This window comes from Pseudomonas sp. GW821-FHT01E05 (genome assembly GCF_059422425.1).
This window is the reverse complement of record NZ_JBWKWW010000005.1, coordinates 208,163-220,216: the sequence shown is the minus strand read 5'-3', so window position 1 is coordinate 220,216 and position 12,054 is coordinate 208,163. Positions and strand designations below refer to the sequence as shown.

At 58.6% G+C, this 12,054-nt stretch carries 9 protein-coding genes; 2 read left to right on the top strand and 7 right to left on the bottom strand.

What is annotated here, in order from left to right; all coding sequences use genetic code 11:
• Positions 1 to 3,135, bottom strand: a complete 3,135-nt coding sequence (locus AC07W5_RS12805) for a multidrug efflux RND transporter permease subunit (protein ID WP_495023524.1) — start codon at positions 3,133 to 3,135, stop codon at positions 1 to 3.
• A 24-nt stretch (positions 3,136 to 3,159) separates the two neighbouring features.
• Positions 3,160 to 4,314 (bottom strand): efflux RND transporter periplasmic adaptor subunit, encoded by a 1,155-nt coding sequence (locus AC07W5_RS12800; protein ID WP_495023523.1) that lies wholly within the window; start codon positions 4,312 to 4,314, stop codon positions 3,160 to 3,162.
• A gap of 178 nt (positions 4,315 to 4,492) precedes the next feature.
• Here AC07W5_RS12800 and AC07W5_RS12795 point away from each other — a divergent pair, with 178 nt between their 5' ends.
• Positions 4,493 to 5,047, top strand: a complete 555-nt coding sequence (locus tag AC07W5_RS12795; RefSeq protein ID WP_495023522.1) for a TetR/AcrR family transcriptional regulator — start codon at positions 4,493 to 4,495, stop codon at positions 5,045 to 5,047.
• Between the two features lie 167 nt (positions 5,048 to 5,214).
• On the opposite strand, the gene AC07W5_RS12790 is transcribed toward AC07W5_RS12795, so the two are convergent.
• The 4 genes from AC07W5_RS12790 to AC07W5_RS12775 all read right to left on the bottom strand — a co-directional run bounded on the left by AC07W5_RS12790 (position 5,215) and on the right by AC07W5_RS12775 (position 9,246).
• Positions 5,215 to 6,237 carry a transketolase family protein gene (locus AC07W5_RS12790; protein ID WP_495023521.1) on the bottom strand — a complete coding sequence of 341 codons (1,023 nt, stop codon included), beginning with the start codon at positions 6,235 to 6,237 and terminating at the stop codon, positions 5,215 to 5,217.
• The gene (locus tag AC07W5_RS12785) at positions 6,234 to 7,082 is read right to left on the bottom strand and encodes a transketolase (RefSeq protein WP_495023520.1); all 849 of its coding nucleotides are present in this window, start codon (positions 7,080 to 7,082) and stop codon (positions 6,234 to 6,236) included. Before AC07W5_RS12785 ends, AC07W5_RS12790 begins: the two co-directional genes overlap by 4 nt.
• Positions 7,083 to 7,100: 18 nt before the next feature.
• Entirely contained in the window at positions 7,101 to 8,399 is a 1,299-nt protein-coding gene (locus AC07W5_RS12780) for an MFS transporter (protein WP_495023519.1), read from the bottom strand.
• Positions 8,400 to 8,496: 97 nt separating this feature from the next.
• The gene (locus tag AC07W5_RS12775) at positions 8,497 to 9,246 is read right to left on the bottom strand and encodes an SDR family NAD(P)-dependent oxidoreductase (RefSeq protein ID WP_495023518.1); all 750 of its coding nucleotides are present in this window, start codon (positions 9,244 to 9,246) and stop codon (positions 8,497 to 8,499) included.
• A gap of 198 nt (positions 9,247 to 9,444) precedes the next feature.
• Between AC07W5_RS12775 and AC07W5_RS12770 the strand changes: the two genes are divergently transcribed.
• Entirely contained in the window at positions 9,445 to 10,359 is a 915-nt protein-coding gene (locus AC07W5_RS12770) for a LysR substrate-binding domain-containing protein (RefSeq protein WP_495023517.1), read from the top strand.
• Positions 10,360 to 11,142: 783 nt separating this feature from the next.
• Here AC07W5_RS12770 and AC07W5_RS12765 read toward each other — a convergent pair.
• Positions 11,143 to 11,880 carry a UTRA domain-containing protein gene (locus tag AC07W5_RS12765; RefSeq protein WP_495023516.1) on the bottom strand — a complete coding sequence of 246 codons (738 nt, stop codon included), beginning with the start codon at positions 11,878 to 11,880 and terminating at the stop codon, positions 11,143 to 11,145.
• Between the last annotated feature and the right edge of the window lie 174 nt (positions 11,881 to 12,054).

Genomic DNA, 12,054 nt, shown 5'->3' with positions numbered 1-12,054 from the left:
TTACTCCGTGGTCCGGGTTTCGCCAGAGACTGATGGTTGGGGTTTGCGTTGCAGCCAGGACAGCACCCAGACGAAAAACACCGGCACGAAAATCACCCCCAGCAAGGTGGCGCTGAGCATGCCGCCAATCACCCCGGTGCCAATGGCCCGCTGACTGGCAGCGCCGGCTCCGGTGGCCAGGGTCAGCGGCACGACGCCGAGGATAAAGGCCATGGAGGTCATCACGATGGGGCGAAAGCGCAGGCGCGCGGCCTGAATCGCCGCCTCGCGTACGGGCATGCCTTGCTCCCACAGTTCTTTGGCAAACTCGACAATCAAGATCGCGTTTTTCGCCGCCAGGCCGATGATGGTGATCAGGCCGACCTTGAAGTAGACGTCATTGGGCATGCCGGCGGCAGTGACGGCCAGCACGGCGCCCAGAGCGCCTACCGGTACGATCAGCATCACCGTCAACGGGATGGCCCAACTCTCATAGAGCGCGACCAGTAACAGAAACACCACCAGAAAGGCCAAGGCGAAGACCGTCAAGGCCTGGCCGCTGGCGACCTTCTCCTGATAGGACAGGCCGGTCCATTCGTAACCTATACCCGGTGGAAGTTCGGCGGCCAGGCGTTCCAGCTCGACCATGGCTTCGCCGGTGCTGACGCCGTGCGCCGCATCTCCGGCGATTTTGATGGCCGGGTAGCCGTTGTAGCGGGCGATCTGTACCGCGCCTTCCTCCCAACGGGTAGAAACAAACGAGCTCAGCGGCACCAAGGCGTTGCTGTCGTTGGGGACATGCAGCTTGAGCACGCTTTCGGGTGTCATGCGGGCGGCCTGTTTGGCTTGCACCACAACGCGCTGCAGGCGGCCGGCATTGGCGAAGTCATTGATCACCGTGGAGCCGAATGCCGTTGACAGAGCGTTGTTGATCGAATCGAAACTCACTCCTAGCGCTCGGGCCTTCTCCCGATCGATATCCAGGCGCAACTGCGGTGCTTCTGCCAGGCCTTCCATAATCGTGTAGAGAATCTTCGGATTGCCGTTGGCCTTGCCCAGCAACTGGTCACGCGCTGCCAGCAGGGCTTCTCGGCCGAGTCCGGCGCGATCCTGCAGGCGCAGGGCGAATCCGCCGGAAGTGCCCATACCCTCGATCGGCGGCGGGCTCACGGCCATGACGGTGCCGTCATTCAGGCTGGCAAACCGTTGGTTGAAGGCTGCCGCCTCATCCGCTGCTGACTGCCCCTTTCCGCGTTCCGACCAATCCTTCAACGTCGGGAAGGCGATGCCGGCGTTTTCGCCCTGACCGGAAAAGCTGAAACCCAGCAACATGGTCATCGAGGCTGTGGTGTCCCGGGACATCGTGTAGCGTTCCAGTTCTCGGGCCGTCAGGTCGGTGCGGTTTCGAGTGGCGCCAGGAGGGAGCTGGACATCAATGATCAGGTAGCCCTGATCCTCCACCGGAACGAAGGATTCCGGCAGGCGCAGGTAGAAAAAGCCCAGCAGGGCGACGATGCCCGCATAGATCAACATGTAGCGCCCGGTGCGTTTGACCAGCGTGGTGTTGAGCCGCTCATAGCGCTGCGTGAGGCGATTGAAGCCACGGTTGAACGCGCCGAAGAAACCGCGCTTTTCGTGATGACCAGTCGGAACGGGTTTGAGCAAAGTGGCGCACAGCGCAGGGGTGAAGGTGAGGGCCAGGAAGCCTGAAAACAGAATGGACACCGCCAGCGACAATGAAAACTGCTGGTAGATCACGCCCACCGAGCCGGACATGAAGGCCAGCGGCATGAACACCGCCGACAGGACCAGGGTGATACCGATGATTGCGCCCGACACCTGGCCCATCGCCTTGACTGTCGCCGCAGCGGGGCTGAGTCCTTCCTCGGCCATGATCCGCTCGACGTTCTCTACGACCACTATGGCGTCGTCCACCAGGATGCCGATGGCCAGCACCATGCCGAACATGGTCATCATGTTCACCGAGAAACCCAGCAAGTACATGAAGGTCAGCGTGCCCAGCAGACAGACCGGCACCACGATGCCCGGGATCAACGTGTAGCGGATGTTCTGCAGAAACAGGAACATCACCAGAAACACCAGGACCATGGCTTCGATCAGGGTGTAGATCACTTTTTCGATGGCCACGTCGACGAAGCGCGAGGTGTCGTAGGGAACGGAGAACTCGGCATCGCTGGGCAGGTTGACTGACAGTTCGTTCAGGCGTTGTTTGACTGCCGCCACGGTTGCAATGGCATTGGCGCCGGGGGCGAGTTGCACCGCGGCGGCAACGGCAGGCTTGCCGTTGAGGCGCGACTCGAAGTTGTAGCTTTGACTGCCCACGGCGATGCGTGCCACATCGGCCAGGCGCACAGTCGAGCCGTCCTGTTTGGCGCGCAGGACGATATGGCCGAACTCCTCCGGATTGTCCAGCGTACCCTTGACTGCCAGGGTCGCGGTCAGTTCCTGCTGCGATGAGCCGGGAGTGCTGCCGAAACTGCCAGCCGGTACCTGCACGTTCTGCGTGCGGATCGCTGCATTCACATCGTCGATGGACAGCCCATAACCGATCAGTTTCTGCGGATCGATCCAGACCCGCATGGCGGCTTCCGCGGCGAAAAACTGCAGTCGGCCGACACCCTTGACTCGACTGATTTCATTGTTGACGTTGCGCGCGGCATAGTCAGCCAGGGCGACGGTATCTTTGCCTGCACTGTCGCCCTTGTAGCTCAGAGTGTAAATCATCAGGAAGCCGGAACTGGCCTGCTCGACTTGCAGGCCCAGATCAAGCACGGCCTTGGGCAGGCGCGCCTCGGCTTTCTTGATTCGGTTCTGGACGTCGACCTGCGCCAGAGGTGGGCTGGTTCCGGGCTCGAAGGTCACGACGATCTCGCCGGTACCGTTGGAGTTGCTGGTGGACTCGTAGTAGAGCAGGCCCTTGGCGCCATTGAGTTCTTCCTCGATGACGCTGGTGACCGAATCCACCAGGACTTTCGCCGAGGCGCCCGGGTAGTTGGCGGTAATGGTGATCTGCGGTGGCGCGACGACCGGGTACTGGGCCACCGGAAGCAAAGGGATGACCAGCAGACCGGCGAGCATGATGAACAACGCGACGACCCAGGCAAAATTCGGGCGTCGGATAAAAAACTGAGACATGTCGTTTCCTCGAGTGCCGGGCCCTTACTGGATCTTGGCCTGTTGGGTGGTCAGCGATTTGGCAATGACTTTGTCGCCAGGATTGATGCCGGTCATTGCGCCGGTGATGATCTGGTCGCCCACGGCCAATCCCTCTGTGATCTGCCAGCGGGAGCCCTGCATGGCGCCGGTGCTCACCGGTTTGGCTTCGACTGTCTGGTCTTGGCCGATGACCAGCACCCGTGCCTGACCATCCGCGGAGCGCTGCACGGCGCGTTGCGGTATCAGGATGGCGGCCTTGTCCAGGCCTTGTGGCGCACTGACGCGCACGTACATGCCTGGCAGCAGCACCGTTCCCGGGTTGGCGAAGCGCCCGCGCAGGGAGATCTGGCCGGTGGTGCGGTCCACGGCGACATCGGAGAACAACAGTTCGCCCTGGCTCTGGTGCTCTGAGCCTTCGACACTCAGGGTCAGCGGGGTTTCAGCGTTGCCGGTAAGGCGTCCCTGTTCGATGGCGGCGCGCATGCGCAAGGCATCGGCCACGGGTTGGGTGAAGTCGACGTAGATCGGGTCCAGCTGCTGGATGCGCGCCATCATGGTCGCGTCGCCTTGACCGACCAATGCACCCTCGGTGACCAGGGCTCGGCCGATGCGCCCGGCGATCGGGGCTTTGACTGTGGAGTAGCTCAGATTCAGCCTGGCTGTTTCGATATCGGCCTGGGCCGAGCGCTTGGCTGCCAGGGCGCTTTGCAGGGCCGCTTTGGCGGTATCGAAGTCCTGCTGGCTTACGGCCTCGATCTTGACCAGCGGTTCGTAACGCTTGACGGTCGTCTGGGCTTGGAACAGCGCTGCATCGGTCTTGGCCAGCTCGCCCTGAGCCCGCGAAAGCGCTGCCTTGAACGGCGCCGGGTCGATCTGAAACAGCAGATCACCGGCTTTTACATCCGCGCCTTCCTCGAAATGCCGAGCCAGCACGATGCCCGCTACCCGTGCGCGCACTTCAGCAACGCGCACCGGCTCTACACGTCCCGGCAATTGTGCGATCAGGGTCAGTGGTTCGCTGCTAACTGTCATGGCTTCGACTTCACGCGGCCCCCCGGGTCCGCCCCAACCCTGCGGCGGCTGTTCACAACCTGCCAGGCTCAATGCGGCCAATAAAGGGAGTACCGGAACCACTTGCCATCTGCGCGACGTACTCATCTTTCACCTGGGCCAGGCCCGTTAGCTGCTAAAGATGCAAATGATTGTTTGTTTTGTCAAATGAGTCAATATTGACTCATTTGGTTCTTTTGTGAGCGGATTCGTCGTTGTGCTTGAGAAGCTGGGCTATTTCTGGACAATGGCCCGCACGTCATTCTGATAATCGAAGAAACACCTAATGGATTTATCCGCAGCGAACGAGAAACTGTTGAAGGCCCTGGCGATTGCCATGGTCGATCACCCGGCAGGGACGTTCAAAGACATCGCCGAAGCCGCAGGCGTGAGCAAGGCCACGTTGAATCGCTTCTGTGGCACGCGTAACAATCTCATTGAGATGCTGTTCAATTACGGCTCTATTGTGATCAATCAGGTCATGGATAACGCGAACCTGCAGGAGGCACCGCCTCTTGAGGCCCTCCAGCGCCTTATCGAAAATCATTTGACCCATCGTGAACTACTGACTTTCCTGGCCTTCCAGTGGCGGCCTGATTCGCTGGATGAATGCGCAGGCGGCAGTCGCTGGAAGCCTTATTCGGACGCGCTGGACAATTTCTTCCTGCGCGGTCAGCACGAAGGGGTGTTTCGCATCGACATCAGTGCCCAGGTGCTGACGGAGATGTTTGCCTCGATCATTTACGGATTTGTCGATGCAGAACGGCGTGGGCGGGTTGCCCGGGTGGGTATGGCGACGCAGGTTATGCAGTTTTTTCTGCATGGCGCTACCAGCCGTTAAAGGCTTGGCCTCGGAACCGATGCTGCGGTGTCGATGCTCGCGGGGCAGGGGACTTGCACGTATATGAATAGCGACCGCTGTCTCCATAGGCCGCTATCTGGGGGCAGATTCAGGTTTTCAAACTGTTCGATTGAGTCTTATGTTGTGGGTGCTGCCGGTGTCTGCGGTCAAAGCCAGGCTTTGATTTGGGCGCTGACAGCCTGAGTCGAAATGCCGTAGCGATCATGCAGCGTCGGTAATGCACCCGCATCCAGAAACGCATCGGGCAAGGCGATTTGCCTGAAGGTTGGTGTCACCCCATTGCGCAGTAATACCCCGGCAACGGCTTCACCTAGCCCACCGATAATGGAGTGGTTCTCTGCGGTCACTACCAATCGACCGGTTTTTCTCGCTTCGGCAAGAATGGTCTGTTCATCCAGTGGTTTGATTGTCGGCACGTGCAACACGGCGACATCAATTCCGTCGGCCTGCAGCTGCTTGGCAGCTTCCAGTGCGCGCATCGTCATCAAGCCCGTGGATATGATCAAAACATCGTTGCCGGTGCGAAGGGTCTTGGCCTTGCCGATCTCGAATTTGTAGCCGTATTCATCCAGCACCAGCGGCACATTCCCGCGTAACAAACGCATGTAGACGGGCCCTTGATGCGCTGCAATGGCGGGCACTGCCTGTTCGATTTCCAGTGCATCGCACGGATCGACGATCATCAGGTTGGGCATGGCACGGAAGATCGCCAAGTCGTCTGTGGCTTGGTGGCTTGGGCCGTAGCCGGTCGTGAGGCCAGGCAATCCACAGACGATTTTGACGTTGAGGTTTTCCTCGGCAATCGCCATGCAGATGAAGTCGTAGGCGCGACGGGAGGCGAAAACCGCGTAGGTTGTGGCGAAGGGAACGAAGCCCTCCCGAGCCATCCCCGCCGCCGCACTCATCAGCAGTTGCTCAGCCATGCCCATTTGATAGAAGCGATCTGGATGCGCCTTGGCGAAGATGTGCAGGTCGGTGTACTTGGACAAGTCGGCGGACATGCCGACGATATCCGGACGCTGATCCGCCAGCGCGGCTAACGCATACCCGAAAGGTGCCGACTTGGTGGCTTGGCCTTCGGAGGCGATCGAGGCGATCATCGCCGAGGTGGTGAGGCGTTTTTTTGCCGGTTCGCCCGTCGAGGTCGGAGTGTTGGCTGCGTTACTCATTGGTTTTTTCCTTCTTCAAGGTTGTTCAGCGCCAGATCCCATTCGTGTTCTTCCACGCGGATGAAATGTGTCTTTTCGCGGGTTTCCAGAAACGGCACGCCCTTGCCCATGCGGGTATCGCAGATGATGACGCGTGGTTGGGTTCCAGGGTGGCTGCGGGCGGCGTCGAATGCGCTGACCAATGCATCAAGGTCATTGCCATCGACGCGCTGGGTGAACCAACCGAATGCCTGCCAGCGATCCACGATCGGCTCGAACGACAGGATTTCACTTGAGTAACCATCGGCTTGCTGGTTGTTGACGTCGACAATCGCGATCAGGTTGTCGAGCTTCCAGTGAGACGCCGACATCACCGCTTCCCAGGTCGAACCTTCATTCAGTTCGCCGTCCGATAGCAGGTTGTAGACGAAGGAGGGCGATCCTTTCCGCTTCAGGCCCAGGCAGGCACCTACCGCGATGCCCAAGCCCTGGCCGAGTGAGCCTCCGGTGATTTCCATTCCCGGGGTGTAGGTGGCCATGCCCGACATGGGTAGGCGGCTGTCGTCCGATCCGTAGGTTTCAAGCTCGTCGAGCGGGATGATTTGCGCTTCGATCAAGGCCGCATACAGGGCAATCGCGTAGTGGCCGATCGAGAGGTAGAAGCGATCGCGCTCTTCCCATTCGGGGTCTTCGGGCCGATAGCTCAGCGCGTGGAAGTAGGACACTGCCAGCAGGTCAGCGGCCCCCAGGGCTTGGCCGACATAGCCTTGTCCCTGGACTTGACCCATTCGCAGCGCGTGGCGGCGAATATTGTGGGCGCGCTCCACCAGGGTTTTGGATGAAACGTATGAAGGATTAGTCGTCATGGTGAAAACTCCGTTAACTCAACGATTGACCAGGGCGGCGGGAACGCGCAGCACCAACAAGGCGCCGCCGACCAGTACGCCGGTGATCAGATACATGCCAATGGCGCTGGAGCCGGTCAGTGTGGTGATCCAGCCAATCAGATAGGGCGAACAGAAGCCCGCGAGGTTGGCAAAGCTGTTGACGGCCGCGATGCCCGCGGCAGCGGATACGCCACCCAGCAACGTGGTGGGTAGCATCCAGAACAGCGACGTGGCGGACAGAATTCCGGAAGCGGCCAGGCAAAGGCTGAGAATGGAGAGCGTCACATTTCCCCCCATTAGAGCCGCCAGGCTCAGCCCGATAGCACCTACGATCATCGGTACAATGAGATGCCAACGGCGCTCGCGATGTTTGTCACCACTGCGTCCGGCATACAGCATGGCCACAATCGCGCAGAGGTAGGGCAGGCTGGTCAGCAGGCCGATTTTCAGCGGATCGGAAACCCCTGCGTTACGCACCAGGGTCGGCAGCCAGAAGGTGATTGCGTATTGCCCCATCACCACGCAGAAGTAGATGGCGGCGAGCAACCAGAGACGCCGATCACGGATGAATGCACCAGGGGAGGCGTGGGTAACCTTCTTGCCCTCATCCTCGGCCAGCTCCCGGCTGATGAGTGCTTTCTCTTCGTCGTCGAGCCAGGTGGCTTGATGCACGCCGTCTTTGAGGTAGCTCAGCACCAGCAATCCGACCACGACAGTGGGAACGGCTTCCAGGGCAAACATCCACTGCCATCCAGCCCAGCCATGCATACCGGCGAAATGGTTCATGATCCAGCCGGAGAGGGGCCCGCCCACCATCCCGGAGAGCGGAATGGCGATAAACCACAGCACGGTCATACGGGCGCGACGGTAGGACGGAAACCAGTAGGTCAAATACAGCAACAGTCCAGGCGCCAGACCAGCTTCGGCAATGCCGAGCAGAAAGCGCAGTGCATAGAATTGCCAGGCGGTTTCGACGAAGGCGAACAGGGCAGACACGATGCCCCAGGTGATCATGATCCGCGCAATCCAGATGCGCGCACCCACCCGATGCAGAATGATGTTGCTCGGCACTTCGCACAGGAAATACCCAATGAAGAACATGCCCGCGCCCAGTCCGTAGACCGTTTCGCTGAGCGACAGATCGTTCATCATCTGCAACTTCGCAAAGCCGACGTTGACCCGATCAAGGTAAGCGCACAGGTAGCACAGCATCAGAAAAGGCATCAAGCGCCACGCGGTTTTACGGTAGGCGTTGGAGCGCACGGTCGAAACCGCTTCGAGCGACAGGGTTGTCATGAGGTCTGATCTCTTGTTTTTATTGATCGCCAAGCCATAAGGCCCGGCTGCATCGTCGATCCAGAACCGCACGGGCCGCGAGGCCCGCCAGGTGTGCTCAGTGAATCAGCATTCCGCCGTTCACATCCAGAGTGATGCCGGTCAGGTAGGAGGACAGGTCGCTGGCCAGAAACAGCGCCGCGTTGGCGACATCCTGAGCTTCACCCAAACGTCCCAGGGGGATGCCGTCGATGATCGCGTGCCGGCGCTCGTCCTGCATGAGGCCGCCGGTGATGTCGGTGTGAATCAACCCGGGAGCAATCGAGTTGACGCGTACCTTGTCCGGCCCGAGTTCGCGCGCCATGGCTTTGGCCAGACCCAGCACGCCCGCTTTGGCGGCACTGTAATGAGGGCCACCGAAAATGCCACCGCCCCGTTGAGCGGAAACGGACGACATGCACACGATGCTGCCGGAGGACTGTTGACGCATGGTTGGAATCACTGCCTGTGACATGAGCAGGGTGCCGCGCAGGCTGACGTCCAGCACCTTGTCGTAATCGGCAGGGCGGATGTCCAGGGTCTTGAGTGGTTGGGTGATGCCGGCGTTGTTGACGAGAATATCGATGCGGCCGAAATGCTCGATGATTTTGGCGACTGCCTGTTGAACTTGCGATTCGTCAGCGACGTTGGCTGCGAGCCCGAGATGGCCTTCGCCCAGGGAAGTTGCGGCATCACGTGCGGCGGATTCATCCAGATCCAGTATCACGACGTGGGCGCCTTGTTGCGCGAAAGTGATCGCTGTTGCCCGGCCAATGCCACGTGCTGAAGCTGCACCGGTGATGATCGCGACCTTGCCTTGAAGAAGCATGGGAGGGTACCTCTGATTGTTGTTATTGGGTCGATCCGAATCGAATCGATGACTCAGCTTGTTCCCCAGGCCCGCCTTGAGCAATAACGTGAACTTCACTGGATGCTGAAAAAAATTCAGCACTCGCCAATGAAATGATCGGATGGTTGAATAGGTGAACGCCCGGCCTATGCCACTTGCAGCGGAATAACAATAATCATGCGTTCACCCGGCGATGCACCTGCGATACTGCCACCCCTGAAAGCCATTCAGGCCTTTGAACAGACCGCCCGCTTTGGCAATGTAGCGCGCGCGGCTGAGCTGCTCGACCTGACACCCTCGGCGGTCAGCCACCAGTTGGCCAAACTGGAGGCGATGATCGGTCGACAGTTATTTTTCAGAACGGCCAGAGGCGTGACGCTGACCCCGATCGGCGAGCAATACCTCACTGAGGTTTCCGGCATCCTGCACAGTCTCGCCGTGGCGACCGAGCGCGCCGCCAGTGATGTCAGCCTTGATTGTCTGCGATTGCACTCGTCGCCCAGTTTTGGCCTGTTATGGCTGATGCCGCGTCTGGAGCAGTTTCGCCAGAGCCATCCCGATATTCAGCTCAACCTCTCGTGTTCCTACGAATCACTGCACTTCAGTCGAGACAAGATCGATGTCGACATCCGCCATGGGATGCCCAATTGGCCCAGCTACGAAGTGCGGACGATGCGCAATGAAAAGATTGCGGTGATGGCTTCCCCGAAGCTATTGGAAAAGCGCCCCATCCGAGTTGTTGCGGATTTGCTGGACAGCAATCTGATCCTGTCGGAAGCCACGCTGATCAAATGGCCACAGTTGTTTGCACAACATGGCTTGTCACGTCCTGAAAAGCCGTATTCTCTGAGTTTCGACCGGTCTTACATGACGCTCGAGGCTGCCAGCCACGGGCTTGGCTTTGCTTTGGAAAGCACGTTGCTGGCACAGGATTATCTCGCACGCGGTGCTTTGGTAGAGGTAGCACCGGAGCTGAGCGCTTCGATTACTGCACACCATTTGGTTTTCCCAAGGGCCCACTCAAACTTTCCTCGGGTCAGACGATTCCTGGAATGGATGCAGAAAGAGTTGGGGCATGATTTCAGTTATTGACTGTCAGTTAGGTGCGGGGAGCTCCGATACCATGGTCATCAAGAGTCCATCGACGGCGAGGCCGCTTTTGCCGCGTTCGATATTTGGAGTGGTGTTCGATCGGGCGATGTCGTTTTTGAGTCGCCACGATAAGCGAGAGAACACATCTGATCGACGCACCTCCGACCATCGCGGCAATCCTGTGGAAAATGATACCCACGGCCTGATAGCTGCTTCTCCACGTGGCTGTAGAAAGCACTCGGTAGCGCGACTCGGACTTATGTTCTTCTCGTTCTTGACATGCCCTCCGAACAAGTCCAAAAATGAGTCCATTCCCACTGAGGGGATATTAAAAAACCTTTATATTTCAATAGGTCGGACGCCAGATGCGAGTCTCGTTTCCCACTCCAGGATTTACAAAAACGCCACTCAATAGAGTGGCGTTTTTGTGTGCGCCCAGCATGGGCGCAATCTTGTGGGTGAAAGTCCCGCCGTAAGCTGACCACAGCGAACGAAGTGAAGCGCAACTGCATGAGGGCGACCGAGTGTGGGGAGGAAGCGTGAATCGAAGCCATGAGCCGATGTACAAGAACCGGATACAAGGCGAAGCCGACCAGGGCGAGCGGGCACAAAATCGCGAAGCTCTTGTGGTCAAGGGTCAGGCGGCGTAAATCCGGCGGTTGTGTGGTGAAGGATTGCGTTCTTACCTGGGGAGATCTCGCCTTGTGCCTGAAAGGGCGACGGCGCTAGCCGGAGCGAGAAGTCAGCAGAGGCCGTGTATCATCCGCTCAACCATGAAGATGGTTAAGCTATCTTGTCAGAATGCAGTGTTTGGCTATCCATAGAAATTCGGACTGCGTCATGACGCCAAAACTCGCGATCGCAATCAAGAATCTGTCCATGTTGGTCATAGTTGACGCGAATGATCATTAACAGCGGGCTACCTTCTGGCAGGTTGAGATAATTCGCCACGCTAGCCTGCGCCGCAGTGGGATAGATATCAAAAGTGGCGCGGCCGCATTGGATGTCATAATGCTTTCGGTAAATGGATGTCAGCGACTGAGTCAGATCAAGCTTCAATATATCCGGGACAAATTCTGGTTTCAGATAATGTTCTACAAACATGACGACGCGCCCATCGACATAACGTAGGCGACGTATGCAGTGCAGCATGCTTGACGGTGGCAGCGCCAACTTCAGGCATAACTCCGGGCTCGCCAATTCCGTACTGGTCGAAATGACCTGTGTGAGCGCCTTGCGCCCCTGACTTTCGACCATCTGGTGGAACAGCGAATTTGTGAAGGGGTTGTACACCAGTCGAGGTGGGGTAACAAACCAGCCGCGCCTGCTTTCCCGATAGATCGATCCTTCCGCCTCCATTCTTTGCAGGGCTTCTCTGAGCGTGATGCGGGTTGTGGAAAACAGGTCGCTCAGCTCTCGCTCGGAAGGAAGCTTGCTACCGGACGCCAGCGTGCCATTGATGATTTGCGTTGCCAATGCGTGATAGATGGTGGCAGCTTGGGTAGTGATTTTTTCTGTCACGGTGTTGGTCTGGATGATTTTAGAGCGCTGATATTATCCCAGTTCATGATTTCATTACCTTTATGACATTCAACTGACTCTCTTCGGGCACACCTCGCCCACTACCCCTCTGACGTTTGATCACCCGAAGCGGGTGCTCGACCTTCGTCCGCGTTTGCGCTCAGGTGCATCTTG

What these genes read in the sequence shown, in the direction of transcription:
- AC07W5_RS12795 (WP_495023522.1), top strand. Translation starts at nt 4,493, where the DNA reads ATGGATTTATCCGCAGCGAACGAGAAACTGTTGAAGGCCCTGGCGATT.
- AC07W5_RS12775 (WP_495023518.1), bottom strand. Translation starts at nt 9,246, where the DNA reads ATGCTTCTTCAAGGCAAGGTCGCGATCATCACCGGTGCAGCTTCAGCA.
- AC07W5_RS12780 (WP_495023519.1), bottom strand. Translation starts at nt 8,399, where the DNA reads ATGACAACCCTGTCGCTCGAAGCGGTTTCGACCGTGCGCTCCAACGCC.
- AC07W5_RS12770 (WP_495023517.1), top strand. Translation starts at nt 9,445, where the DNA reads ATGCGTTCACCCGGCGATGCACCTGCGATACTGCCACCCCTGAAAGCC.
- AC07W5_RS12800 (WP_495023523.1), bottom strand. Translation starts at nt 4,314, where the DNA reads ATGAGTACGTCGCGCAGATGGCAAGTGGTTCCGGTACTCCCTTTATTG.
- AC07W5_RS12790 (WP_495023521.1), bottom strand. Translation starts at nt 6,237, where the DNA reads ATGAGTAACGCAGCCAACACTCCGACCTCGACGGGCGAACCGGCAAAA.
- AC07W5_RS12785 (WP_495023520.1), bottom strand. Translation starts at nt 7,082, where the DNA reads ATGACGACTAATCCTTCATACGTTTCATCCAAAACCCTGGTGGAGCGC.
- AC07W5_RS12805 (WP_495023524.1), bottom strand. Translation starts at nt 3,135, where the DNA reads ATGTCTCAGTTTTTTATCCGACGCCCGAATTTTGCCTGGGTCGTCGCG.